General features: G+C 60.4%; 22 protein-coding genes. 4 read left to right on the forward strand and 18 right to left on the reverse strand.

Going from position 1 to position 24,278, the window contains the following annotated elements:
* Positions 1–8: 8 nt before the first annotated feature.
* The 5 genes from AC6FTP_RS17180 to AC6FTP_RS17200 form a co-directional block, all read right to left on the reverse strand.
* Positions 9–413: a hypothetical protein gene (locus tag AC6FTP_RS17180; RefSeq protein WP_497208150.1), complete on the reverse strand. Its 405-nt coding sequence runs from the start codon at positions 411–413 to the stop codon at positions 9–11.
* Between the two features lie 497 nt (positions 414–910).
* Positions 911–2,716, reverse strand: coding sequence for a hypothetical protein (locus tag AC6FTP_RS17185; RefSeq protein ID WP_497208151.1), 1,806 nt, complete (start codon positions 2,714–2,716; stop codon positions 911–913).
* A 240-nt stretch (positions 2,717–2,956) separates the two neighbouring features.
* The gene (locus tag AC6FTP_RS17190; RefSeq protein WP_497208152.1) at positions 2,957–5,872 is read right to left on the reverse strand and encodes a carboxypeptidase-like regulatory domain-containing protein; all 2,916 of its coding nucleotides are present in this window, start codon (positions 5,870–5,872) and stop codon (positions 2,957–2,959) included.
* 1,569 nt (positions 5,873–7,441) lie between these two features.
* Entirely contained in the window at positions 7,442–8,092 is a 651-nt protein-coding gene (locus tag AC6FTP_RS17195; protein ID WP_497208153.1) for a site-2 protease family protein, read from the reverse strand.
* A 43-nt stretch (positions 8,093–8,135) separates the two neighbouring features.
* Entirely contained in the window at positions 8,136–9,287 is a 1,152-nt protein-coding gene (locus AC6FTP_RS17200) for an MDR family MFS transporter (protein ID WP_497208154.1), read from the reverse strand.
* 292 nt (positions 9,288–9,579) lie between these two features.
* Here AC6FTP_RS17200 and AC6FTP_RS17205 point away from each other — a divergent pair, with 292 nt between their 5' ends.
* Positions 9,580–10,893 (forward strand): MFS transporter, encoded by a 1,314-nt coding sequence (locus AC6FTP_RS17205; RefSeq protein WP_497208155.1) that lies wholly within the window; start codon positions 9,580–9,582, stop codon positions 10,891–10,893.
* Here the strand turns inward: AC6FTP_RS17205 and AC6FTP_RS17210 are convergent.
* From AC6FTP_RS17210 to AC6FTP_RS17265, 12 genes are all read right to left on the reverse strand, one after another.
* Positions 10,866–11,264: a DUF3307 domain-containing protein gene (locus tag AC6FTP_RS17210; protein ID WP_497208156.1), complete on the reverse strand. Its 399-nt coding sequence runs from the start codon at positions 11,262–11,264 to the stop codon at positions 10,866–10,868. The two genes, AC6FTP_RS17205 and AC6FTP_RS17210, sit on opposite strands and share 28 nt — an antisense overlap.
* Positions 11,265–11,337: 73 nt before the next feature.
* Positions 11,338–11,907, reverse strand: a complete 570-nt coding sequence (locus AC6FTP_RS17215; RefSeq protein WP_497208157.1) for a hypothetical protein — start codon at positions 11,905–11,907, stop codon at positions 11,338–11,340.
* Positions 11,904–12,491 carry a hypothetical protein gene (locus AC6FTP_RS17220; protein ID WP_497208158.1) on the reverse strand — a complete coding sequence of 196 codons (588 nt, stop codon included), beginning with the start codon at positions 12,489–12,491 and terminating at the stop codon, positions 11,904–11,906. The genes AC6FTP_RS17215 and AC6FTP_RS17220 overlap by 4 nt, the downstream gene beginning before the upstream one ends.
* Positions 12,488–13,708 carry a hypothetical protein gene (locus AC6FTP_RS17225; RefSeq protein ID WP_497208159.1) on the reverse strand — a complete coding sequence of 407 codons (1,221 nt, stop codon included), beginning with the start codon at positions 13,706–13,708 and terminating at the stop codon, positions 12,488–12,490. Before AC6FTP_RS17225 ends, AC6FTP_RS17220 begins: the two co-directional genes overlap by 4 nt.
* The gene (locus AC6FTP_RS17230) at positions 13,698–14,726 is read right to left on the reverse strand and encodes a type II secretion system minor pseudopilin (RefSeq protein WP_497208160.1); all 1,029 of its coding nucleotides are present in this window, start codon (positions 14,724–14,726) and stop codon (positions 13,698–13,700) included. Before AC6FTP_RS17230 ends, AC6FTP_RS17225 begins: the two co-directional genes overlap by 11 nt.
* A gap of 17 nt (positions 14,727–14,743) precedes the next feature.
* Positions 14,744–15,382, reverse strand: a complete 639-nt coding sequence (locus tag AC6FTP_RS17235; protein WP_497208161.1) for a prepilin-type N-terminal cleavage/methylation domain-containing protein — start codon at positions 15,380–15,382, stop codon at positions 14,744–14,746.
* Positions 15,383–15,392: 10 nt separating this feature from the next.
* Positions 15,393–15,764 (reverse strand): PulJ/GspJ family protein, encoded by a 372-nt coding sequence (locus AC6FTP_RS17240; protein WP_497208162.1) that lies wholly within the window; start codon positions 15,762–15,764, stop codon positions 15,393–15,395.
* Between the two features lie 179 nt (positions 15,765–15,943).
* Positions 15,944–16,405 (reverse strand): pilus assembly FimT family protein, encoded by a 462-nt coding sequence (locus AC6FTP_RS17245; protein ID WP_497208163.1) that lies wholly within the window; start codon positions 16,403–16,405, stop codon positions 15,944–15,946.
* A gap of 57 nt (positions 16,406–16,462) precedes the next feature.
* Positions 16,463–16,900 (reverse strand): type II secretion system major pseudopilin GspG, encoded by a 438-nt coding sequence (gene gspG / locus AC6FTP_RS17250; protein WP_497208164.1) that lies wholly within the window; start codon positions 16,898–16,900, stop codon positions 16,463–16,465.
* A gap of 19 nt (positions 16,901–16,919) precedes the next feature.
* On the reverse strand, positions 16,920–18,164 hold the full coding sequence (locus tag AC6FTP_RS17255) for a type II secretion system F family protein (protein WP_497208165.1): 1,245 nt from the start codon (positions 18,162–18,164) through the stop codon (positions 16,920–16,922).
* A 38-nt stretch (positions 18,165–18,202) separates the two neighbouring features.
* Positions 18,203–19,972, reverse strand: a complete 1,770-nt coding sequence (locus AC6FTP_RS17260; protein ID WP_497208166.1) for a GspE/PulE family protein — start codon at positions 19,970–19,972, stop codon at positions 18,203–18,205.
* A 97-nt stretch (positions 19,973–20,069) separates the two neighbouring features.
* Positions 20,070–20,291 (reverse strand): hypothetical protein, encoded by a 222-nt coding sequence (locus AC6FTP_RS17265; protein WP_497208167.1) that lies wholly within the window; start codon positions 20,289–20,291, stop codon positions 20,070–20,072.
* A 385-nt stretch (positions 20,292–20,676) separates the two neighbouring features.
* Between AC6FTP_RS17265 and AC6FTP_RS17270 the strand changes: the two genes are divergently transcribed.
* On the forward strand, positions 20,677–20,850 hold the full coding sequence (locus AC6FTP_RS17270) for a hypothetical protein (protein ID WP_497208168.1): 174 nt from the start codon (positions 20,677–20,679) through the stop codon (positions 20,848–20,850).
* 3 nt (positions 20,851–20,853) lie between these two features.
* Here the strand turns inward: AC6FTP_RS17270 and AC6FTP_RS17275 are convergent, their stop codons facing one another.
* Positions 20,854–22,494 carry a hypothetical protein gene (locus AC6FTP_RS17275; RefSeq protein WP_497208169.1) on the reverse strand — a complete coding sequence of 547 codons (1,641 nt, stop codon included), beginning with the start codon at positions 22,492–22,494 and terminating at the stop codon, positions 20,854–20,856.
* 321 nt (positions 22,495–22,815) lie between these two features.
* Between AC6FTP_RS17275 and AC6FTP_RS17280 the strand changes: the two genes are divergently transcribed.
* Positions 22,816–23,439 carry a hypothetical protein gene (locus AC6FTP_RS17280; protein ID WP_497208170.1) on the forward strand — a complete coding sequence of 208 codons (624 nt, stop codon included), beginning with the start codon at positions 22,816–22,818 and terminating at the stop codon, positions 23,437–23,439.
* 21 nt (positions 23,440–23,460) lie between these two features.
* Positions 23,461–24,216, forward strand: a complete 756-nt coding sequence (locus AC6FTP_RS17285) for an SDR family NAD(P)-dependent oxidoreductase (RefSeq protein ID WP_497208171.1) — start codon at positions 23,461–23,463, stop codon at positions 24,214–24,216.
* The last annotated feature ends 62 nt before the right edge of the window (positions 24,217–24,278 follow it).

Raw genomic sequence — 24,278 nt, forward strand, 5'->3', positions numbered from 1 at the left:
CGAACAAGTCATGCTAATGAAAAAAAAGCCCGCAGGCCAAGCGCAAAATCCGGCACCGTCCGCGCGAGAAGCGGAACAGTCTGCGCGAGAAGCGGAACGGTCTGCATGAGAAGCGGAACAGTCTGCATGAGAAGCGGAACAGTCTGCACGAGAAGCGGAACCGTCTGCACGAGAAGCGGAACTGTCTGCACGAGAAGCGGAACCGTCTGCGCGGCAAGCGGAACGGTCTGCGCGGCAAGCGGAACGGTCTGCGCGGGAAGCGGAACAGTCTGCGCGAGAGGCGGAACGGTTTGCACGAGACGCGGAACGGTTTGCACGAGACGCGGAACCTTCCATATCAAAACCGGAAGCTGATGCTCCATCCTCGCCACCGGGTCGGCAGGATGATCGATACTATGAGAGAGCGGCTTCATCTTCGGATCAAACGCATTTCCCGTTCATGATAACACAGCGAGCAGATCACTCGTTAGCCAAAATGTTTGGCTGCGGAAACATTCGAGCCATGTCCGAAACCCATTTCTCAGCCCCAAAGGGCCGTGGCAGCAAAGCCCAGAGCAAGCGAACCCGCTTGCGGGAGAGCGCAGCCCTGGGGGCTCTGCCAAACATTCCTTCGATTCCGAAGCCCTGTAGGGCCAGAGCCCCTCTCCCCGCCGCATCTCGTCAAACCGCCTCCGCAGCGGGGGGAGGGAGAATCGGGTTAAAGCCCCAGATCCGGAGACAAATGCCCCATCTGGCCCAATCTCGATAGCCTCGAATAAGCGATCAGCCGCCATCTCTCGCTCGGCAAGGAAGGTCTTCAACACCTCGACTCAGCGAAGCGAAAGGCTGGGTGAGGGGTGACCACCGCCTCGATTTGGCCCCAGCGCCTTCTCCTCCCGTGAATGGGCTACTTCAAATCACGTGGTTCGGTCTAATTCGGGTCCGGGCAGCCAAGCGGCCACGGGTAGGTGCCAAAGATCTGGCTGGGGTAGTCAGGGATGTGACCGCTGCCTGGCAGGATCACTTCGCCAGCTCTTGATCCCCAGAAGATGCCCCAGGTGCGCTGGGCAGCGGGCATGTAGAGATTGCAGGGGGCGTAGGAGGGCTGCGGGCCGCGCAGACTTTGCCAGGCGTCCCAGGTGTCAACGAGGGTGTAGCCGGGCATGAGCGAGTTATGGCAGACGCGGCAGGCGGTCTTAAAGATGCCGTTGTATTCGGCGGCAGCGGTGGCACCCCCAGCACTCCAGGCGGTGAATCCTCCAGGAGCGTAGGTGGGGACGTAGTTAGCGTTAAAGGTGCCAGTGGCGGTGGTGGGATCCGTGGCGCCATACCAGCCGTGGATGAGATTGACGACGGTAGGATTGGCCTGGGTTTGCAGGACGCCTTTGTTCAGCGCGGCAAAGGCGACGGGCTGTGTGCCAAAGGCGCGGTGATAGGTGAAGGATTCGGTATCAAACGGAATGAACACGGAGCCGAGATTGGGCGAGCCGCCGGGCTCAAAGCGATTGCCGCCGTGGCAGGTGACACAGAGGTTCGGCACGGGCTTGGGCGTGGAGCCGTCAAGGCTGGCCTGCTTCACGAGGGTCTCCGTATTGCCTGAATACACGGTGAATTGCACGTAGCGCTGGTAGAGGCTTTTCATGACGCTAATGGCGTCGCTGACGTCCACGGAGTCGAGGTAGGAGCGCGGTGAATACTCCATGCACACGGTGGCGAGGGGGTTGCGGTCGCAATGAGCGTCCTCGATGCTGCGGAAGTTCGTGACGGCCATGGCGACGTTGGTTTGTCCATCCACGCCGATGAAGGTACGCATGGACTGACGGCGGGCAAAGCCGAGGTCGCCGAGATTGTAATAATAGGCGGTGACCCAGGGATCGGTGGCGGGCGCGGGCGGTGTGCCAGTGAGGATGTTTTGTGGGAAGTGGTTCCTGGTCTTCCAGGCGCTGAAGGTCAGCGGGGCGTTGATCGCGGCGTAGTACTCGTCAGCGATGTGGGAGTATGGCGAACTGGCGGTAATGTCGCTGTACATACCGTAAACGTCGAGGAAGGCGCTGGGGTTGGCGAGCTTGCTGCCGATGCTGGTGAGCCGAGGCGGCATTTGCAGTTCGACAATGTTTTGGGAGAGGCTGAGGTTCTGGGTGACTCCGACGCTCGGCGGCATACCGGCACTAGGCTTGGTGACATCGACGATCACCTGCTTGGCGTAGCTCATGATCGGGGTAAACGCCGGATAGGTGGAGGAATAGACGCCAGGGGCCTGCCGGAGGTTCAGCACGCGGAAGCGCGCGGGGATGTTCGACGGGAGGGAAAGTGGGCCGTTGGTGGTATCACCGCTGCTGTTGTAAACGGTGATGGGGAAGCTGCTGTTGTTGACGAGGACTTGGAAAGGGAAGTTGAGCGTGCGGTCGGCGGTGAGCAGGACTTGTGTCTGCGCGGCGGCGGCATAAATGGAGAGGAGCGTGGCATTTTCCCATGGGATGATGTAGGCCCCGAGGATGGAGGTGGTATTGCCTGCATTAGAATACAGGCCCAGCGTATCGATGAGGCGTGCGATTGGCACGGCGGCAGGGGCTCCCGCCAGCGGTGCGCCTGTAGCTGTAGCGGCGGGTGTGGGCGTCCAGACGATGCTGGGCGCGGGGCCGCCGGTGGGATTGATGATCTCACCTGCAGTGCCAGTCACAAGTATCCAGACGCCCGAGGCGAGGCGCGGGAAGACTGTTGTGGAGGCCGTGTCCATCCTGGGCTGCGGCGGGAAGGGCTGCCAGGTGGCCAGCGGATCGTAGGAGCCAATCTCGATCTTGATCTGACCGGTGTAAGGGATGAGGCCCTTCTTGGTCCAAACGTTGCCGTTGTTGCGGAGGAAGTAACTGTTAGGTAGGGGGATGTCTGCGCCACTAGCGGGCCAGGTGGCGGTGATGGTCGTGGTTTTGATCAGCGGGAACTCGGCTTCTTCGGGCAGCTTGTTAAACTTCCATGATTACGGGACGTAACCGGCCTTGGTGATCTGGACGAGGGGGTTGATGGGTTCAGTGCCTTTCGGGAAGTCAAAGCGACCTTGCGCGTCGGTGGTGACTGTGGCGGTACCGACGATGTTACTGGCGGTGACGCTGACGATAGCACCGGAGATCGGGACGAGTGTGGCAGGCGTGGCGGCGCTCCACTCCAGAACAGCACCCGACCAGCAACGCTTCCGTCCGCAGTTATAACGCACTTGAGTGATGACCTGGGTGGTGACGGCGAACTCAGAGCTATAGATGCCGTGGATATGAAGAGTGCCAGAGGGGATGTTGTCCTTGATTTGGAGTCTGGGCGCGGGGCCCTCGGCGCGGGCCAGCACTTGCCCGTCGGGTGTCGTGATCTGCCAGCGGACTGTGGCGGCGAGCAGGTCCTTATTCAGCAACTCAGGGACGAGATTAAAGACCTCTAGGCAATGAAGACTGAAGATGGGCAGATGGACGGCGTCGGTGAAGCTGAGGCTGCCGATACTCGGCGGCGTAGCGCTAAAGATGAGGTCGTGTGAGGTGCGGACGGGCTGGCTCAAAGGCAGACTGCCGGAGGCACCTTTGAGCGTGGCATTGAGCGTGACGGGGAAGGCGATGTCGGGCACGCTGAAAAGGTAACGTCCATCACTTGCCACGGTGATCGTTTTCCCTGGCATCCCAGCTGCCTGTAAGGTGACTGCGGCCGCTTCGTCGATGTCGAACTCGGGGATCTTCGCGACGGCGGGTGTGCCGTCTTGAAAATAAACGCGCCCAGTGACGGCAGTGCGCCCAGCAATGGCGGTGATGGGGATGCTGCCCAGGGTTTGTCCATTGGCAGTGAGGTCAAAGGGATTCATCTGCGTGCCGGACCACTCGACATCAGCCGCGACGGTGATGCTGTAGCTGCCCAGTGGAACCTGACGGAAGGTGAAGCGGCCCTCGGCATCGGTTTGCGTCTGCTGGGGACTAGCGCCAGGGCCGCTGCCGAGGCTGACGAGGCGGCCTGGGACTCCAGTGACAAAGGGCACATTATCCGCATCCGGCATCTGGACGACGATGCGGCCAGAGACGGTGGCATTGGGGCCAAAGGTTTTCACAACAGGCGCGCTGGTGGCGCTGCCGCGGTCGTTGTTAGCGACGAGGATCATGTAATACGGCACGCCCGGAGGCAGGCCGTTGAGGAAGATGTCACGACGAGTCAGGCCCGTGACTTTGCGGAGGTAGGTCTCAGAGCTGACGTTCGGTGAATCGCTGATATAGAGAGTGTAACTGGACGCGAGGTAGGTGTCGTCGATGTGGATGTTAAACGCATCCTGTGTGGCATTGACCGTGAACGAGGGCGCAGGCGGCACAGTAGCAGCGCTGAGCACGACTTTACCTGAGCGATACAGCGTGGTCGTGGGCGTGAGGATACCGCTTGGTAGTTCTTCGAGCAGGAAGTAGCCGTAGCCTTTCTTGCTGCTGCCATCATCGACGATCAGCGCCTGGTAGGCATTGGTGCGCGTCACAGTGTTAGCGGGGCTGACGGGATTGTAGTCCTTTAGCACGATCTTACCGTTGATGAATCCAGTGCTACCGATGCTGAAGACACTGCCACTGCCAGGGACGAGACTGAGCGTGGTCTGTGCATGGCTGCCAGGCGTCGGCGTTGCGGTGGCGCTAACTGGCAGCGTGACAGCCGAGGCCGGTGTGATGCCGATGGTCAGTGGATTGACATCCAGCCGCGTGGTCGGGCTGGGCGCTAGACCCTGAGTGAAGATGAGCTGTGCATTGCCCGCCCCACTCGGCAGGCCCATGGGCGTGCCGCCGACGGCTGGGCTATTGTAAAGCCGACCGATGACGCTGAGAGTGAGGGGGCTGAAGCCATTTTTGAAATATCGGTTAGCAGCTGTTTGCACTGCCTTGTTCCAAGTAAGCGTGCTGGCGTTAAGGCGGTTGCGCTGCGTGGTGTCGATGTTGACTTTACCGTGAAGCGAGCCGGTCTTGGTATAAAGCAATGCGAAGACAGGCAGGCTGCCATCTTGTCCGACATTGCCTGCAAAGGTGACAGGCGTGCCATCAGCGAGCTTGAAGGCACCCGTGACGACCGCCGTGCTGCTGACTTTAAATGAGGCGATCGTATAGCCTTGGGGCTTATCGTCACCAGTGACCTCGTGGCTGGCGGCCAGCGTGTAATTGCCAGTGTAAAACCAAGGACTATGAGTGATCTGCGCGGCGGAGATCAGCGCACTGTTGGCACCGGGGACAAAGCCTCCCGCACCGACCGCACCATCTTCAAGACTGCCAGTGAGCATCCGGCCACTTAAAACCAGACGCAGCCTGAGGCGGAGCGCGCTGGCCGGTGCCTTGCGGGCGATGATCAGATCCGTGTCGATGGGGCCTGATGCGTCTGTCATCAATGCGCCCTTCAGAGGCAAGGTCTCGATGCCTAAATTCAACGAACCCGTGAATTGCCCCGTATGGCTGAGCACAAGATGCAGCTTACCCCCGAGATTGTTGCCGAGCACAGACTGACGCGACACACAGCCGTCATAAGTGCCCGGTACCTCTGGTGGCAGCGGTGATACATTGATCTCAGCTTGCACGACAGCACTGGGCCCAGCAGCATTGCTCGCACTGACCTTCACAATGAAAGCACCTGGCACCGTCGCACGCCCAGTGATCGCCCCCGTCACGGGATCATAATCGAGTCCGCTGACCAGCCCCGTAATCGTAAATTTGGTGGGCGTATTGGTCGCGCTGACGCTGAGATTGACTGGCTGACTAACCATTAACTCACTCGGAAACTGTAGCGGATTGACCACCGGCTTGACCGTCTGAGCCTCTGCATGAGAGGCGATGAAAAGTACAAACACACTCGCCAAAATGACGCTCCGTGTGAACCGAACGAGGTATGAGGAAGACGTATTCATGGTATTATAGAAGTCGTAGAACAGGTGAACGATTAGCAAAAAAATAGTCCCTTCAACTCAGGTTGGTCTGCTAGGGTTGAGTTGACTGTTCAGAACAGATTTCCCGCGAGTATAGCCACCCACCCCCCCACACCAAGATTATTCTCGGCAGTGGTTACTTATCAGACATTTCATATCATCTGTAGATCAAAAGTCAGACCGCAGAGGAAGCGCTGTAAGCCGTAGCTTGGGAATGGTTGGCGCACTGGATGCCTTCACACTCCAGCCACCTCCGCCACTGTTTTCTTGGGCTCTCTCACACATGAGCAGAGATCTACCCGCTATGCCACAAGCCCGCAGATCCAGGCAAGAACGAAGGCATCGGAGAGAACTCCTCCGACCCCAGCCTCGGAGAGGCGGCAGGCAATAGCCCACGGATTCATCCGTGGGTAGGCGCGGGCGACATGTCCCCATCGCCAAGAGTCCCGGCAGGGACGAAAGAAGGCACCGCGTGCTGGACACATCCCGGTCTCCCCACGACCCATCGCGCATCCAAGCGGCGAAATGTGATCCGGCACCTCTCAAGACGCTCTTTCGTCCCTGCCGGGACTCTGGCTCTCTGAGCCTAGTGCCCGCCTCGACCCACGGATAAATCCGTGGGCTATTATCTCTCGCCTCTATGAGGCTCCAGAAGCAGTGAATGTAGTTTTGCTCTTCTGGAATGTCCGAGGCTTCGGCCCGCCGAGGTTTGAGCTTCGATCTGGTGAGATTGAAGGTTCGGGCAGTGCATCTGTGAAATCAGTCTCGTTGAGACTGGTAAGGAAGTCCCAGCAGACCGCCAGAAAGCGATCAAGGTTCTTCTCGACTTCACAAAAGGGTAACTCCCAAAAAACGTTGTTCAGACAGTAGAGACCGTGGTCCTTATAGGCACTGCACCATAGCTCGAAAGGATATTCAGGTGGAATGTCATCGGGCATCTCGTTCCAATCAATTCGATCCATCTGAATGTCGATAATGCCAGTGAAGCTCCCAAAGTTGCAGGAGAGGCCTGCATGGCCGTGCCTCCCTCTAGGAATAGGTTCGCAGCCGTGCGCTTGTCCAAACATAGACACTCGATGCCGGATGACCTCGCATTGCGCTTTGTATGTTTCACCATTCTCCCAAATCGTTTTCACATGGATATTCTATGCCACAGGCCCCCAAATCCTGACAAGAACGAAGGCATCGGAGGGAAACTCCTCGGCAGTGTTCCTCAAGCCCAATGGGCTTGCGAATCGTAGCGAAGGGTTGCCGTGCCTTGGCGAGGTTACCCTGCAACGTCCGCACCGGATTCGCGCGGTGGACATCCCCCGGTCAAAGCCGGTACGGAACCACGTTGCGGTTCGCGCCACATCGGGTGGCAAGGGGCGTTGTTTGAGCGCGGAATTCATTCCGCAGAGGGGCGATCACACCCAGAGCCTGCCTTCTTCCCTCCAGCGTTTTCAACCCGACGACAAAGTCGCGGACGCCACCCAACGTCGATCTCCACTCGTGACACGCATTCATCCTGCCGCAGAGCCGGAACACCGTGCACCTCGGGGAGAGGAAGACTCAGCGTCCTTCCATCCAAGGCACCTGGGGCTGGCCCTGGAGTTCCTTCCAGTTGTTGAAGGCCATCATGCCGAAGAAGAGGGGGGTGATGAGGCTGCCGCTTCGCAGGGCCAGCAGGCCGATGCCGACGGCGCAGACCATGCTGATGATGAGCGCGGTGCGGACGCGGGAGGCACCGAGGAAAGCTCGGCAGATGTGCCCACCATCCAGCGGGATGATGGGGAGGAGATTTAGCAGAGCCCAGAAGATACTGACGTAGATGAAGCCCTGGACAAAGGAGCCGAGCAGAATGGACTCGGTCTCCCAGCCGGAGAGCAGGAGCTTCAGTGTGTAGCCGATGGCGATCTGCACGGCAGGTCCGGCGGCACTGACGATGATGTCTTCCACCCGCGAGAGCCAGCGGCTGCCGCGCGCGAGTCCGCCGAAGGCGTAAAGCAGGATGCCGACCTGCCGGTCCCCGAAGTGGCGCATGGCAAAGGCATGGCCGAGCTCGTGGATGACGATGGAGACAAAGGCTGCCGCCACCCAGCCAAAGAGGGACTGCATCTCCTGGGGGGTATCAGCACTAATGGCACCGCCGAGCAGGGCCATGTTTACCCAGAACATCCAGTGGACGAGGATCGGAAAGTCAAAGAGGCGGAATCGGAGCATGGGCGCGCATACTGCGGACATGAAGTGCGGCGACAAGCGGCAATTACTTCCGCAGGATCATTCCTGCAGCGATGAGGCCAAGCACAGCGCTGATGATCCACACGAGGTCGGGTGAGTTTTCAAAAAGATGCAGGGCAGCGATGGAGCTGATGATGCCGCCGAGGCCCCAGCTCAGGCTGAGGAAGCCGGCATAGCGCCCGCGCATAGCATCAGGCGCGAGACTGGCGGCATAGGCCTGCTGACGGGAGAAGGCAAACATCTCTCCAAGGGTGAAGACGATCATCATGAGGAAGAAGATGGGCAGGCCGGGCTTGCCGATGAGCAGGAGGTAGCTGCCACCCATGAGCAGATAGCCGAGTGCGAGCATCACTCGCACAGGCCAGGTGCGTGTCTGCGAGGCGAGCGGTACTTCGAGCAGGCAGATCATCACGCCATTCAGCGCGAGCACGGTGCCGGTCCAATGGGCAGGAAGTCCGCTGTGCTCGAAGTGCAGCGGGAAGGTGCTGCTCGTCTGGCGGAAGATCCAGGCCACGAGGGCGCAGGTGAGTGCGAGCGTGAGGAAGGGCTTGTTTTGCCGAATGGATGCCCACGCAATGCTCCAGCCCGCCTGATGCGCCTCCGTGCGCTCTCCGCGTGGAAGGCAGGTCCAGGCGATGATGCCAAAGATGAGTGAGGTGGTGGCATCGACCGCGAAAAGCCAAAAGAAGGAACTCTCCGCCAGCCAGCCAGCCACAGCAGGACCGAATGACCAACCGAGATTGATTGCGAAGCGCAGCACGGCATAAGCCATGACGCGCTGATGCACCGGCACGATGTCCTGGACGAGCGCACTGCCCGCAGGCGATCCCGCCTCGCTCACGAGTCCAGTGATGAGGGCGATGGCACTGAGCCAGCGCCAATCATGTGCTTGTGAGAGCGCCATCATGCACGCCGCCCCGCCAAGCGCGGAGAGGGCGAGCGTGACATTCCGCCCGAGGCGGTCTGCCAGCCAGCCGCCGAGGAAGGCAGCGCAAAAACTGCCTGTGGAGTAAGCCGCGACGGCCCAACTCGCCTCGGAGGCGCTGTGACCGCTGCGGGTGATGTAAAGGGTGAGGAAGGGCCAGACAAAGAGCCCGAACCGGTTCACAAACGTCGCTCCCACCAGCACCCAGAAGGGCCGTGGCAGCGCGCGCAGGTCGTTAAAGAAAGAAGGCATGACTGGTGAAAACAAAAAGGCCGGACTCCTGAAGGAAGCCCGGCCGGTGGTGAAAAGAGAGTGGTGGTTTGTATCAGGAGTGAACCACTCGTCGGGCAGGGCAGGGGAGGCGGAGCGCGACTCGCTTGTCATTGTAAATGACCGCCATGCCAGCATGGGCGCGCGTCATCGCCGCTCCAAAAATGGAGGGGGCGAGGCAGGAGACGCAGCAGGCGGTGAACATGAGCGCCGATCATCGGAGTGAACGAATGATTGTCAAACATGATCTCCGGCGCGTAAGGCAAAGTCATTCATGCCTCTCAACGCCCGCCTCTTCATCTGGTTCCGGCTGCTGTTTAACTGCCGCTTCTACTACCCGATCTTCACCGTGCTCTTCCTTGATCTCGGGCTGAGCATCGCGGAGTTCGCGGCGCTGAATGTCATCTGGGCCATCACCATCGTGCTGCTGGAGGTGCCGTCCGGTGCACTCGCGGATCAGTTTGGCCGCAGGCGGCTCATGATCATTGCGGGCTGGTTGATGGTGGCGGAGATGGGCGTGCTCTGCCTGATGCCGGTGGGTAATCACGACGCGGTGCTCTGGCTCTTCGTGCTTAATCGCATCCTCAGTGGTGCAGCGGAAGCCTGCGCAAGTGGTGCCGACGAAGCCCTAGCCTACGATTCACTACAGGAAGGTGAACGCACCACGCTTTGGCCGAAGGTGATGGCCCTCTTGAGTCGTGCGATGGCGCTGGGTTTCATCGTGTCCTCCATCTCTGGCTCCGTGCTCTACGATCATGCTAACGTCTCTGCTTTGCTGCAATGGCTCGGCATGGGCGATGTCGGGCGCGCGATCACGATGAAGATCCCGCTCGTGCTGAACTTCCTCACCGGTGTGGCCTGCCTAACGGTGTGTCTGCGCATGACTGAAGCTCCGCTGGTGGCGATGAAGGCCAGCCTGACCGAACGTGTCCGCGAGGCCGTGCGCGGCATCATCGAAACTGGGCGCTGGATCTGGCACACGCATGCCGCGCTGAAAATCATCGTGCTCGGCCTCGTGTTCGACAGCATCATCCGGCTCTTCCTCACCGTGGCCTCAAACTTCTACCGTCTCGTCGGCATCGGCGAGAGCTGGTATGGCGTCATCGGCACCGTGGCTTCCATGCTTGGTCTGCTCACCGCCGGACTCATGGAGCGCTGCACGGGGCGTTTCAGCCTGACGCGAAACTTCACCGGGCTGGCGCTTGTCATCTTCGGCGGCCTGCTTTGTGCTGCGCATCCGCAGTCAGGCTGGCTGGGCGTGGCTTTGATCATGCCGCTGATGCTCGGCATGCGCTTTCTCCAGTTCTTCCTCTCCCATTACCTCAATGCCGAAGTCAGCTCCGAACGTCGGGCCACCGCTTTGAGTTTTCGCGGAATGACCATGAACCTCGCCTACGGCGGCATGACGCTGCTCTTTGGCTGGCACACGCACTGGCTGGAAAGCCGACTCCATCTCCCCGCCGAAGATCCCAAGGTCTTCGCCGCCAGCCTCGCATGGTGGCCGTGGTGGTTTGCGGGCACGCTGGTGATCGCAGTTCTTTGTCTGCGACTTCGTTCGCGTCAGAACGGCGGCTTGCAGCCGAGATAGAGCACCACCGCATAGGAAAGCTTGCAGAAGTAGTGCATGAGCTGGTCCTGATGGAAGTTTGTTTTGCCGCTGCACTTCAGCACATCAATGATCCAGTGAGCCGTGAACTCAATCAGGCAGAGAAGGAAGGAGCCCGTGATCATCCAAACTGCGCCTGCGTGTAAAAAACAATGGGCGCTCATGCACCAGATCCAGATCTGCACAGGCCGTGAAGGGTCCTGGAGTTTCTTCAAAAGCCGCCAGTTCTTGCCGGTGGCGATGTATTCTCCTTGGAAGGGAAAGTCCATCATCGCATGTCCGATGGACAAGGCGAAGAACGCCTGGAAGGCGGCCAATAAGTGATGCGGGGGGATCTCCACGAGTCCAGACATGTGGAGTAAGCTCCGCTTCACCTCCAAAGCTGGCAACTTGAAATTCAAGTCTTGCCCATCTTTCCAAGGTCCATCAAGGCGGCGGCAGAGGCACGTCGTTGCTCATGGCGGGCTCTCGTGCCGTCGGGGCTGGTCCGGCGTTGTTGATGCTCGGTGGCGGTAGGAGTGGCGTGGCTGCTGGCGCATGGGCTGGCTGAGCCTGACGGATCTGCGGTGCTGGATCTGCAGGCGCGGCGGCAACTTCGCTCTGGCTGATCCAACCAGCGATATCGCCTTTCTGAAGTTGGACGCGGGTTTTGTCCATCGTGGCTCCAGGTTGGACTTTGCGGACTTTGATGCCTTGCTCGTTCTCGCTGCCGATGCGGGCTTCCGTGAACTGCGTGGTTGTGCGGTCGAGCAGGATGGCGACGAATTGCCCGTCGATCTCGTAGGTGCCTGCGAGGCTGAGATTGTCCGTGAAGATGGGGCCGGTGGGGGCGTCGGGAGATGGCAGATCCTTGGTGGTGAAGACGGAACGCTGCCAAAGCGCGGCGTAGTGATCGAGCGTCGGGTGGACGACCGGCGTGTCCGCTGCATGAGCCGTCAGCGCTAGTGCAAACCAACTGAGAACTGAGAACTGAGAACTGAGAACTGAAAATTTCATGGCGTGTTGGCTTTGCTGAATTTGGCTGGCCCCTTCTCACGATAAAACTGCGTGATCTCGGCTTCGACGTTCACGGTCTTGCCTTCGCCTGCGGGTGTGATTTGCAAGCGCGTGATGCCGAGGAAACCTTCCGGCGTTTGCAGGGTGTGCATCCACTGGAAGAGCGGCTGCTCCTTCACCTTCGTGAGGGTGATTTTGACGGAGGCTTGATCGTGGTAGCCGCCTTCTTCCTCGATGGGCAATCCATCTTGACCCATCGTTTTCACGGGCTCGAGGAACTGCCGGTCGGTGAGATTCAGGGAGAGCTTGTCGGCTTCTTTCTGGATGGTTTCGAGCAAGCGAGTGGAGGCTTCCTGGCGCGAGGTGAAGCTGGGGACGTTCTTGTCGAGCCAGTCATGTCGGCGCTGCCATTCGCTGCCTTGGGCGATGGCTTCATTCATCTCGATGATGCGGGTGCGGAGGCCGTCGTTTTCTTCGAGGATGGCCATGTAATGCTTGATGCCCATGGCAACGGCGCCACCGCCGATGATGACGAGGAAGAGCACGCCAAAGACTGTCAGGAGTATTTTTTCGCTGCGCTTCATGGCTGGGCTTCTCCTTTCAGTTCAAAGGTGGCGGTGTTGTCGCTGGCGATCTGCGGTGCGGGTGTTTCAAAAGCGTAGCGACTGAGCGCTTCCACCTCGGTGATCTCCTTCGCGTATTGCAGGGCCAACGATGGCGAGGCGGTGCGTCCGCGCAGCGCCAGACTGGTGGGGGTCCACTCAAAGCTGGTCATGCCGACTTCGGTGCTGGAGCTTGGGCTCATGACGTCGAGCAGCACCTGCATCGGCCCGGCGCTGGGATCGACGGCGGGCGCGGCTTCGATCCAGGCTTTCTTTTGATCCAGCACCTGCGAGGCACGCGGCGTGAGATCGGCGATCTTATCCCGCAGCATGTCGCGCTCGCGTGTGGCGGTGGTGATGAGCACCATCATGACGGCGATGCAGGCCGCCAAAGCGAGTCCGATGCTGAGTGCGGTGACGCGCGTGCGAGCGCTGGCTTGGGCGCGCTGACGTGCGGCGAGGATGTCCGCAGGCACGAGCGTGCTGCTGTCCTTCGCTGGCAAACGCGGCGCGGGGATGCTTTCGCGGCGGGCAGGCAGTCCGGTGATGCGCTCGATCTGCTGGATGTCGCCTTCTTCCTCCAGCCAGAGCACGATGCCTTCGACCTTGCCGAGCACTCTTTGGAAGCCGAGCTGGAGGCAAAGATGGTTTAGCTCGCTCAAGGCGCGTTCATCGAGCCGATGCGCGGAAAGCGGGCTGCAATAGACGATCTCGCTGCCATGCGAGATGGTGACGACGAGGCGGCCCATCTCGCGCTGAAGCACGATGCTGTCGGCGGGAAGGTCGCGGCATTGCGCGCTGAGCACGACTTCATCTGGCAGACGCAGCGTGTCCCAGAGCGGTGCAGGCTGCTCTTTCAGCGCGAGGATGCAGGCGAGGTGGGCGCCGTCTTTTTCCTGAATGCGGCGGACTTGCAGACCGTGCTCGGGATCAGTCACACGGACGCCGATGCGCTCCAGATGCAGCAGCGCCATGTCACGCAGATGCTCAGGCATGCCATGCAGCCAGGCTGGTAAAACCCAGGCGTGTGAGGCAGGCAGGGCGAGCACTCGGCGGTGGGCTTCTTTGGCAAAGACGCCTGCGCTTTGGCCGAAGTCGGCGGCGTGCTCACAGGCAGCGCCCTCCATGCCAGTCCAGCGGGACCAGCCATCCGCTCCAGGGAGCAGGAGATCGTGTGTGGGTTTGCGATTACGAGCCATGAGAGGAAAGGGGAAGTTCGCCACGCCAGATGGCTTTTTGGTTCTGCACGATGAGCACGAGGCGGCGACGGATATCGCCAAAGTAGCCTGTGCTTTCGAGACGCTTGATGGGACCGGCAAATTGAATCCAGCGCGTCAGCAGTTCGACGGTCTGGGGCTGATAAACTCCGAGAAGCTGAGCCACCTGCACGGGCGAGCCGAGTCGGTTGTCATCGCGGGTGTGCATCGCGCCATCTTTGCCAGCGCGGAGGGTTAAAAGAGGTGTCACGCGCTCGATCGGCACATTGGCGATGAGCGCGATGAGTTCGGCGCGGGCTTCATTTACATCGACACGGCCATCGCCCATGACGGTGAACCACTCGCGCCAGTCGGGACGCATGACATTGATGGCGTCCATGCCGCGCACCATGAGCATCTCTTCGATCTCGCGGAAGGGTTTGTTGAAGGGCACACCTTCCATGCCGACTTTTTGATAGTCACGCTTCTCCGCGCCATGCAGGCTTACTTTGTCGTCTTCGTCGATCCAGTCGCGGAGTGCGTCGATGAGAGCGCCGCTTTGCTGAGGATTCAGACCCCAGGCACCGAACAAACGAGGCAGCAGCACTTTGTCGCCACTGGCGAGCAGCACGTTGATGTTCAGTCGCGCTTCTTCCGTGGTGAGTTTCACATCGTAGCCACCACCTTCAGGCGAGGTGTAGTGCAGCAGGCCATCGTCCATTTGGATGGCCGGATGCCGTGCCACTTCGAGCCCCATCTGCGCAAGCCGTTTGGCAAAGGTGCGTCCGCGAAGCTCGCGCGTGGCCTGCGTGTCGGACTGGAGAGCCTTGGCTCCCGCAAGCACGACCATCCCCATGACCGCGATCATCCAAAACACCGCGATGAGGGCGGAGCCGCGGTGGAATGACGAATGACGAAATCCGAATGACGAAGGAATGACGAAGCCCAAAGCACGAACGCCACCCGAAAGGATCGAGTGATCCCCTTTTCGGCATTCGGTGTTGGAGTGTTGTTTCGTCATTCGGTTTTACTCATTCGTCATTGTTGAGCCACGAGGTCATTCGCGATCCAGTAGGTGAACTCATACTCCCTCGGGTCTTTGAGGAACTGGAAGTGGAGCTTCATGTACAAAGGAGGCGCGGGGCGCTTGTCGGCGTCCCAGGTGGCGAACCAGCGCTTCTTTTCGGTGTCGTAGAACTCCCATCTGAACTCTTTGAGGCCATCCAGCAAGGTCAGCTCGGCGATCTGGGAGTAGGCGTCGAAGGCGTTGGGTTTTTCGAGGCGTTTGAGATGGCGGACGTTGAGCTTCAGGCTGCCGGTTTCTTGGCCGCGAGTGACAGCGAACTCGACGGCATCAGCCAGCCGGACGCCGCGTGTCCAAACGAAAGGCACCTGGCCGCCTTCGATGAGGAGATTGCCACCGGCGCCGCGTTTGGCTTTTTCCAAACCACAGCTCAGGCGAATGCCGGGAGGCAGGTTTTCCAAATAGTCGCGCCAGGCGGCGGTGAAGTTGGTGAGGCGGGTCTCGGAGATGCGTGATTGATTCATCGACGCACCGAGTTGGATGGCTCCGTTCGCCAAACCATACACGCCACCGATCAGCAAGCCGATCACGCCCATGGCGAGGAGGACCTCGATGAGGGTGAAGGCAGATTGGCGGCGTTGCAGGCGATTCACCTGCGCCGATTTAAGGACTGGTGGGTGAATACACATAGGTTTCCATTTGGCGTTTCAGGCGGCGCTTGCTGGCTCCATCGGCCAGCCAGGCTTCAGCACGGACGCGGAACATTTTATCGAGCTCGGCTTTGTCCTGGGTGAAGAGGTGGACCTTCTCGATGCTCGCGCTGGCGTCGATGCCGTCAGACGTTTTGGGGAAGCTGATGGTGCGTGGTTTCAGCTCGGGCTGGTGAGCGACTTCAGCCAGCACGGACTCGAGCACGCGCAGCACCTGGGCTTCCTGGCGGGAGCTTTTTGTCGTTTGGGCGATCTGATCCAAAGCCCGTGTCATGCCGACCGCGACAATGCTGAAGAGCGCCATCGCGAGGATGATCTCGAGCAAGGCGAAGCCACCAGCCGTAGGCGTGCTCGCCAGAGCATGAGGATTGGACGTGCATCCACCAGACCGCATTCTGGCGAATGCGCCTACAGGCAGGCGTGCTCGCCAGAGCACGAGGGCTGGAAGGCGCGCCAAACCTTGCGTTCTGGCGAACGCTCCTACTGGTGCTGGCGGCTTCGTCTTCATGATTTCACAGAGACGTTCTTTTTCACCGCACAGGCCGTGAGCGGATCAAAGCCAAGTTCAATGACACCGCTGGCGCTGGTGATGCGGACTTCGAGAGGCTCGCAGATGCCGGTGGGGCTGAATTCCCAGACTTCGCCGCGCTTGGCGTTGCGGAAGGCTTTGTCGCCGAGGCGCTTGATCTGCACTCGGCCACCTTCATTTCCGCCGAGACCACCATCCAGGGCCAGTTCGATGGTGCGTTGGCCCATGATGGCATCCTGCAAAGTCTTGCGTGCCGTGGATTCGATCTCGGACGCGGTGCGTTTCAGCCGTGCCTGATCCTGCAAGCCCGTGACAGACAGCGTGGCGATGCCGAGCAGCAACATGCAGAGACCCAGAGCGATACAAATCTCGACAAGCGTGAAGCCGGAATGACGAAAGCCAAGCTCGCTGCCGAACTTGGTTTTCGTTTGCTTCATGAATGTCTGGAGATTCTTCATTCGGATTTAGTCATTCGTCATTTCCGCCGAAGGCGGTCAAAGGTCCCAGTTGCCAATGTCATCCGCTGTTTCTGGCTGGCCATCAGGACCGGCGGAGAAGACATCGAAGCCGCCTTTGTCCTTCGTGCCGGGGCGGCGGTAGTGGTAGGGGTTGCCCCAGGAGTCGAGGAGCGGCTTTTTAAGCTTGTTGGTCCAGTTTTGTGGCGTCGGACGGCTGGAAGGCTTGGTCACGAGGGCCATCAATCCTTGCTCGGTGGTAGGCAGGAAGGTGTTATCGACTTCATAACCACGAAGGGCGGCGGTGAGGGCGTTGAGATCGGCTTTCGCACGGGTGCGTTTGCCAGAGCTGGTGACATCGCCAAGCGAGTAAATGCCAGCACCGACAAGCAGGGCGATGATGCCGAGGACGAGCATGATCTCGACGAGGGTGAAGCCGCGGGAGTAGCGGCGTGAGCGGAGGTTTGTGTGTTTCATGAGGCTTGGATGGGGTGAGTCACTTGCTGATGTTGCCGATGGTTTGGAAGATGGCGGTCATCATGAGGTAGGCCATGGTGCCGACTAGGCCGGCCATGAGGAAGACAATCGCGGGTTGGGCCAGGGCGGTGAGCTTTTCGATCTTCTTGCCGAGGTCGCGATCGAAGCGCTCGGCGGCTTTGGCGAGCGCGGCGGACATGTCGCCGGTCTGCTCGCCGACATTCACCATGTCGAGCAGCAGTGGCGGGAAGAGGCCGCTGCGATCCAGAGCGCGGGAGAGGCTCATGCCTTCGGCGACGTGGGCCATGACGCCTTCGAACTCTTTGTTGAAGTGCGGGTTTTCAATCGCCTGCTGGGTGAGCTGCATGGCGTGGACCATGGGCAGGCCGTTGCCGAGAAGGTTCGCCATGGTCTCCAGCATTTGGACGAAGAAGCGGGTGCGCAGGACTTCGCCAAAGAGCGGCAGGCGCAGCTTGAAGCGAGCCCAGGGGATCTGTGCTTCCGGGCGCTTGAGCCAAGCTTTGGCGACAATGACGGCGGCGACGAGGCCCATGAGAATCATCCACCAGGTAGCCTTTAGCAGGTCGCTGAACTTCATGATCATCTGCGCAGCGACTGGCAAGGAACCGCCGGTGCTATCCATGAGCTCCATGAGCTGCGGGATGAGGTAAACGATGAAAAGCAGCGTCACCGCGACAGCCGCCGTGACGAGGAAAGCGGGATAGATCAGGGCGAAGAGCACCTTCGACCTCAGCGCGGCGAGCGATCTGAGGTAATCGACCTGACGCTTCAAAATCGCAGGCAGGGTGCCGCTGGCTTCACCGGCATTGGCGAGGGCGCAGTAGAGTCCGCCAAAGCTCGGGCTGGTGGCGGCGATGGCTTTCGAGAAGGGCAGACCATCGCGGACTTTCGAGCGCAACGCGGTGGCGAGTGTTTTGACCCCGGAAAGCTCACGGCGTCGCTCCATGGTGGCGAGAGCGGGTTCGAGCTGGATGCCAGCGCTGAGGAGGTCGGAGAGTTCCTCGGTGAAGAGCAGGACTTGCTGCGTCTTGAGCTTGATCGGCCCCGCTGGATTCGCGGCGGCGTCGGCACGCGCTTTGGTGGCCGCTTTTTGAGCCACACCGGCTGCGCCGGATTGTTCGAGTCGGAAAGGGCTGAGGCGTTTTTTGCCCAACAACGTCATGGCCTCCGCGCGGTCGGCAGCACTGACCTCACCGGTGATGACACCGGAGGGGCCGTGGGCGCTGTAGGCGAAGGTGGGCATGGGTTAGAAATGACGAATGACGAAATCCGAATGACGAACTAGGCGGCGTGTTTGAGGGGGACGGTGACGGCTCTCGTAGGCACGCCGTCGTCCGCTTTGCGGTCCATGGCGGTGACGCTCAGGACTTCCTCGATGGTGGTGTCGCCGGTGAGGACTTTTTGGAAGCCGTAGCCGCGCATGGGGATGAAGCCGTCCTTCATGGCCTGGCGATGCATCTCGGCGGGATGGGCGCGGGTGTTGATGAGATGCTGGAGGGCGTGGGTGACGAGCACGACCTCATAGATGGAGAGTCGGCCCTGGTAGCCGCTGCCACGGCATGCCTCGCAACCGACGGCACGCATGATGGTGCCGGGCGTGCTCATGGGGAAATTGATGCTCTGGAGGTAGTCGCGCTCGACCTCGGCGGGCTGACGGCACAGCGGGCAGAGTTTTCTCACCAAACGCTGGGCAAAGAAGGCCCGCACGGCGCTGGAGACGAGGAAAGGCTCCACACCCATATCGACGAGTCGCGTGATGCCGCCGATGGCGTCGTTCGTGTGCAGGGTGCTGAGCACGAGATGGCCCGTCAAAGCAGCGCGAATGGCGATCTCGGTGGTTTCGAGATCGCGCATTTCTCCGATCATCACGACGTTTGGGTCGCCACGCAGGATGCTGCGCAGGCCGGTGGCAAAGGTGAGGCCGATTTCTGGTTTCACGGCGATCTGGACGATGCCGGGCATTTTGTATTCCACCGGATCTTCGATGGTGACGATGCGGCGGTGGGCCTGATTCAGCTCGGTGAGGTAGGCGTAAAGCGTGGTGCTCTTGCCGCTGCCGGTGGGGCCGGTGATCAAAATGATGCCGTTCGGGAGCTTGAGCAGTTCTTCGACCACGGGGCGGACGTTGTCGGTCATACCGAGGCGGTCGATGGTCACAGCCTGCTGGGCGAGCAGACGGAGGCTGACGCTTTCGCCCTCCACACTGGGGATGGTCGCCACGCGGACGTCGATGGGCATGCCATCGAGTTCGAGATTGATACGGCCATCCTGGGGCAGACGCTTTTCCGCGATGTCCAACCGCGCCATGATTTTCAGACGAGCGATGACGCTGGCTTGCAGCGACTTGATGTTCTCTGGCACGGGCAGCTCTTCGAGGCGTCCATCGATGCGGTAGCGGATGCGGAGGCGATCTTGCTGCGGCTCCACGTGGATGTCCGTCGCGCGTTGTTCTAGGCCACGACGCAGGATTTGATTCACGAAGCGAACCACGCTGGCCTCTTCGTCTTCGGGACCATCCAGAACGGTGACTTCATCGCCGAGTTCCTCGCTGCCCCAGTCGGCACGGCCACGCAGGATCTTTTCAAAGGTATCCGCGCCCAGGCCATAGAGCTTTTGCAGGCCTTCGGCGATCTTCGTGCGCTGGCCGATGTGCCAGACAATGTTGTGCGGCACGCTGGAGGCCACGCGCTGATGCGTGACGAGATTCAGCGGGTCAAAAGTCGCCAGATGCAGCGTGCTGTGGCCGAGATCGTTCTCTTCCGTCGCCTCTTCAAACTTCACTGGAAGCACGCGATGCCGCAGCGCGATCTCCGCAGGCAGATGTCGGCGCAAACCGGGCTCCGCAGGCTTGTCACCGCCGCCTTCCCACCAAGTCAGATTTAGCGTGCTAGCCATCGCGAGCAGGAAGTCGCGTTCCCGCACGCCTTCACAATCCAGCACCGCCTCGACAAAGGAAGTCTGGTTGTAGCAGGCCTGCTCCACCGCCTCTGCCACCGCCGGATTATCGGCGCAGCCAGCTTCGGCGAGCAGGTTTTGGATCAACGGCATCATGGGGAGGTGTGAGACAGGCAGAGAGGGTAATGTGATGGAAATTATGGAATATAATAGAAATATCAACTGTTAAATATATCTAAACCATTCGAGTTGGCTAGAATTCAGGCATGATCCGGCCCAGGTCTGTGCCGCTTGGCCGCGCTGCCTCGATTCGTGTTCCGCGCTCTGGGCCATCAATGCGTTTCCAGCTCAAAGCAGAAAAGCTGAAGAACCGGGCTTGAAACACTTCTGTTAGAATGAACTGGCGCAATGCCTCAAAGAGGAACGCAGCGCAGGAGATACGCTGATCATCATCAACGATGATCGGCGGGCACATATAGCCCAACTGCCCTCACAGGGGCGGTGGTGGACGGGGGGACGACTCTGCCCTACTCGGACCCGGCGCCGGTCTCGGCAGGGGTTCACAGTCGATGTGCTGAACCTGAGTTTCGGCATCCCGGCGGGGCAGACCGGCCCGGAAGGCCCGGACCTATGCGTAGCTGGCAGCACAAATCACCACGACGAGCAGCAACAGCAACGCGGTGGCAATGCTGTTGGAGGGGGCGGACGGCTTTTACAATCAGGCGCAGATGCAGCGACTGCTCGACAAGGTGGATGCGCTGATCAACGCGCTGCGAAGGGCGTAGAACGAGTTTTCAACTCGGGGGGGTGAAGTGGTGAAACTTGAAGCCTGGATGGATTTTGGTAGAATCGTGCCTGCCATGAAACACTTCCTCATCGCCCTTTCCTTGATTGCTGCCAGCGGACTTCTTGCCAGTTGCCGTGGGGCAGGCGGGCCTGCGCAGCGTGTGGGATATGAAATGGATCGCGTCGCTTACAAGGCGGGGACGGGGGTGGCCAAGGCGGGTCATGCCATCCAGCGGGCGGCGCGCTGAGGCCTACTCCAGGGTGGCTTCGATGACTTCTCCGCCGGTGGGATCGACGAGCTGGCTTTTGACGAGGTCAAAGGCGGAGCCGTGCATGTAGGGCTGAATGTAGAGCTTCTGTTTCCGGCGGATGAGATTCTCGCGGACGATCTCGAGCTGGCTGAAATCAACGTGATCCTGGAAGTCGGAGAACCAGTAGAGGGCATCGGCCTGGCGGACCTGCTCGCTGAGCAGGGCGGTCCAGGCGTAGCCGGTGCCGACGTAGTGGATGAAGTGGGTCTGGGGACGCTTGGAGAGGAGAAGGTAGATGCTCTCGCTGGTGATGGGGTCGGAGCGGGTGAATTTGAATTTGCGCGCCTCCTCGTAGCTGGCCATGCCGCCCATGCGCCAGAAGCGCTCGAACTCGGCACCGTTGGTGCGGAAGACCTGCTCGCCATCGAGACCGGCCTTGGGCGGTGAATCCAGGCCGCAGCCGGGGAAGAGTACGACGATGCTGCCGCGGGCGACTTTATCCACCTCGGCGATGACCCGCGGGAGATGTGGGGCCATGGAGCTGGAGACATCCAGGATGAGGGCGAGGCGCTTGGCCTTGATCTCGCGGCCAAACATGGAGAGGGGCTGGAAGACCATGCCGCTCTTGGCACCGAGGCCCATGCCTTTGCCAAAACCGCCGCCACCAAGGCCGGAGCCGCCGAGTTTGGCGCTGGTGAGCATGTCGTTGGAGCTGGGCAGATCGAGCAGGTCGGGGACTTCATCCGGCAGGACGATGTCGGAGATGGAGCCGACGGCGGCGAGCTTGCGCATGGGCACGGCTTTTTTGAGCCAGGGATTTTTCTTCTGCTGGATCTTGTGTTCGAGAGCCTGAGAGGCCTGCTGCCCCTGCTGGGTGCCGCCGGGGAGGAAGTCCACGGCTTCATCAAGCAGGACCTGATTCACCACAAGGAAGCCGCCGATGCCTAGAATAAGGGCGTGAATGCCGAGGCTGAGGGAGAGGGAGGCGCCGCCCCACTGCACCCATTTCTTTTGAATGAGGGTGACGAGGAAGGGGATCTCTTTTTCGGAGTCGGTCTTGTCCGCTGGGGCTGGCGCGGGTTTGGGCGCGTCGGCTTTATCCGTTTTGTCGGCTTTGTCTTCTTTGGTGTCGCTGGATTCGGAGGTGCTGGGGACTTCGGTCTCAGGTTTGGCTTCGCTCTTCGGTGCCGGTGTTTCTGGGGTGACGATGGGCTCGGGCTGCGGTTGGGGCTCTGCTTTGACCTCCTGGGCCGTGATCTCGATGCGCTCGGGCTCGGGGGCGGTTTCCTCGGGGATGAATGCCTCGTCGGTGGGGGCGGCGAGAGGCGTGCTGCGGCGGATGACGCTGCGTTTGCGGGCTGCCGGGGCAGGGGGGGCTGCCGGAATGGGGGCGGGTGCTGGCTCCAGGGACTCGGCGTCCATGGCGAAGAGTTCGGCCCATTCATCGCGGGAGGAGCGCGGGGCTTCGGGGGCGGGTTCTTCGGCAGGCGGCTCGGGCTCGGCGGGGGCGATGCGCGATTGTTTGCGCTGCTGGGCGATCTGTTTCCAGAGCTGGGCCTTGGCGGCGCGTGCGTCGAGTTCCTCGCCACCGGAGGTGGGGAGATGCTGAAATGGATCTTCGGACTGGGGGGAATCGCTCATGCAGGGCGGCGGCAAGTCACAACGGCCAAGGGGGCGAAACCTTGGGAGCATGAAAGCGCGCGAGACTGCGATTTTGTGGGACGGGGTGCAAGACTTTCTTGCCGGAGAGTCAGGGCTTAGGCATCAAATCGGTAACTGATTCTCAATCATGGCCTTGGTGACAGGATTGACATGATTCACAGGATGAACAGGATTTTTTCAGACCTGTGAATCCTGTCGCGAAAAGCCCCTTGTCATGGGGATGTGTAAGCCCTGCCGGAGAGTGAATCGTGTGGGGTTCCGAATTGAATCCGGCCAAGTGGAGGCTATGCATGAGCCGCTATGCAACCCAGCCGCCCTTTCTTCATCATCATGAGCAGTCTCATGGTCCTGGCCTCGTGCACGACCACCAGCCAGGTCAGTCTCGACTATGCGTCCGCAGTCGGGCATGTGCAGCCGGGAGCGCCTGAGTTTACCACGCAGGCCTTTACAGATCGGCGAGATCTGGGCCCGAATGAACTCGGCACCGTGCGCACGCAGATCGGTACGCCGGTGGAGCATGTGCAGATGACTGTGCCTGTGGCGAATGCGGTGACGAATGCGTTTGGCTACGCACTGCAAGCGCGTGGGATGCTGACCTCTCCATCTGCGGCGAGGTTCACCGTGACGGGGGAGGTCCTGGATTTGCACTGCAAGCTGCTGGTGCATCCCTACGGCTACGCGCGGCTGCGGGTGAGTGTGCTGGAAGCTGCGACGGGGCGGGTGATTCATTCGGGGACGTATGAAGGCGAACGCCAAAGCTCCGCCTACGTGCCGGGCAGTGGATCGCCCGTGCCGCTGCTGCGGGACCTGACTTCTGGAGCTCTCCAAGATGCGGTGGATCGTGCTTTGGATGATCCGGCCATGAGGGCGCGTATAGGATCAGGCTCTGGCGAAGTCTCTGGATGGCAGCCAGGCATGATTTGATCTATTTTTTATCCCAACCTCATGAGTTCTACTTCCTCTCTTCAAGGCCGTGTCGGCATCATCACCGGTGGTGCCCGTGGCATCGGCCAAGCCATCGCTGAACGTCTGCTGCGCGATGGCGCGTCTGTCTGTCTCTGGGACATCGATCCCGCTGCTCTCGCGGAAGCAAAGGCGGAGCTGGGGGCTCTCGGTCCCGTGGCGACGGCGCAGGTGGATGTGACGAGCGCGGAGTCCGTGGAAGCTGCCGTGCAGACGACGCTGGCGGCCTTTGGGAAAATCGACCTGCTGGTCAATAACGCAGGCATCGCCGGCACAAATGCGAAGCTCTGGGAAACAACGCCCGAGGAGTGGCGGCGAGTGGTGGAGATCAATCTGAATGGTCCCTTCCTCTGCTGTCGTGGTGTGGTGCCGCAGATGCTGAAGAACGGCTATGGGCGCATAGTGAACATCGCCTCCATCGCGGGAAAGGAAGGCAATCCGAATGCCGCGCACTACAGCGCCTCGAAGGCTGGCGTCATTGGATTAACGAAGTCTCTGGGCAAGGAGCTCGCCACCTCAAACATCCTCGTGAACTGCATCACTCCGGCGGTGATCGAGACCGACATCCTGAAGCAGCTCACGCAGCAGCATGTGGACTACATGCTGTCAAAGATCCCGATGAACCGCTTCGGTCAGAAGCATGAGGCGGCGGCGCTGGTGGCCTGGCTGTGTTCGGAGGATTGTTCCTTCAGCACGGGCTCTGTCTTTGACCTCTCGGGCGGTCGCGCGACTTACTGAGTTTGGAGGAAAAGTCTGCTTCCCATCCGCGAATCGGATGGATAGACTCGCGTCATGCTCAG

Source organism: Prosthecobacter sp., from assembly GCF_044378005.1.
GTDB lineage: Bacteria > Verrucomicrobiota > Verrucomicrobiia > Verrucomicrobiales > Verrucomicrobiaceae > Prosthecobacter.

Coding starts and splice junctions, on each gene's coding strand:
- AC6FTP_RS17180 (WP_497208150.1), bottom strand. CDS start 413: ATGAAGCCGCTCTCTCATAGTATCGATCATCCTGCCGACCCGGTGGCG.
- AC6FTP_RS17185 (WP_497208151.1), bottom strand. CDS start 2,716: ATGGACACGGCCTCCACAACAGTCTTCCCGCGCCTCGCCTCGGGCGTC.
- AC6FTP_RS17190 (WP_497208152.1), bottom strand. CDS start 5,872: ATGAATACGTCTTCCTCATACCTCGTTCGGTTCACACGGAGCGTCATT.
- AC6FTP_RS17195 (WP_497208153.1), bottom strand. CDS start 8,092: ATGCTCCGATTCCGCCTCTTTGACTTTCCGATCCTCGTCCACTGGATG.
- AC6FTP_RS17200 (WP_497208154.1), bottom strand. CDS start 9,287: ATGCCTTCTTTCTTTAACGACCTGCGCGCGCTGCCACGGCCCTTCTGG.
- AC6FTP_RS17205 (WP_497208155.1), top strand. CDS start 9,580: ATGCCTCTCAACGCCCGCCTCTTCATCTGGTTCCGGCTGCTGTTTAAC.
- AC6FTP_RS17210 (WP_497208156.1), bottom strand. CDS start 11,264: ATGTCTGGACTCGTGGAGATCCCCCCGCATCACTTATTGGCCGCCTTC.
- AC6FTP_RS17215 (WP_497208157.1), bottom strand. CDS start 11,907: ATGAAATTTTCAGTTCTCAGTTCTCAGTTCTCAGTTCTCAGTTGGTTT.
- AC6FTP_RS17220 (WP_497208158.1), bottom strand. CDS start 12,491: ATGAAGCGCAGCGAAAAAATACTCCTGACAGTCTTTGGCGTGCTCTTC.
- AC6FTP_RS17225 (WP_497208159.1), bottom strand. CDS start 13,708: ATGGCTCGTAATCGCAAACCCACACACGATCTCCTGCTCCCTGGAGCG.
- AC6FTP_RS17230 (WP_497208160.1), bottom strand. CDS start 14,726: ATGACGAAACAACACTCCAACACCGAATGCCGAAAAGGGGATCACTCG.
- AC6FTP_RS17245 (WP_497208163.1), bottom strand. CDS start 16,405: ATGAAGCAAACGAAAACCAAGTTCGGCAGCGAGCTTGGCTTTCGTCAT.
- gspG (WP_497208164.1), bottom strand. CDS start 16,900: ATGAAACACACAAACCTCCGCTCACGCCGCTACTCCCGCGGCTTCACC.
- AC6FTP_RS17255 (WP_497208165.1), bottom strand. CDS start 18,164: ATGCCCACCTTCGCCTACAGCGCCCACGGCCCCTCCGGTGTCATCACC.
- AC6FTP_RS17260 (WP_497208166.1), bottom strand. CDS start 19,972: ATGATGCCGTTGATCCAAAACCTGCTCGCCGAAGCTGGCTGCGCCGAT.
- AC6FTP_RS17265 (WP_497208167.1), bottom strand. CDS start 20,291: ATGTGCCCGCCGATCATCGTTGATGATGATCAGCGTATCTCCTGCGCT.
- AC6FTP_RS17270 (WP_497208168.1), top strand. CDS start 20,677: ATGAAACACTTCCTCATCGCCCTTTCCTTGATTGCTGCCAGCGGACTT.
- AC6FTP_RS17275 (WP_497208169.1), bottom strand. CDS start 22,494: ATGAGCGATTCCCCCCAGTCCGAAGATCCATTTCAGCATCTCCCCACC.
- AC6FTP_RS17280 (WP_497208170.1), top strand. CDS start 22,816: ATGCAACCCAGCCGCCCTTTCTTCATCATCATGAGCAGTCTCATGGTC.
- AC6FTP_RS17285 (WP_497208171.1), top strand. CDS start 23,461: ATGAGTTCTACTTCCTCTCTTCAAGGCCGTGTCGGCATCATCACCGGT.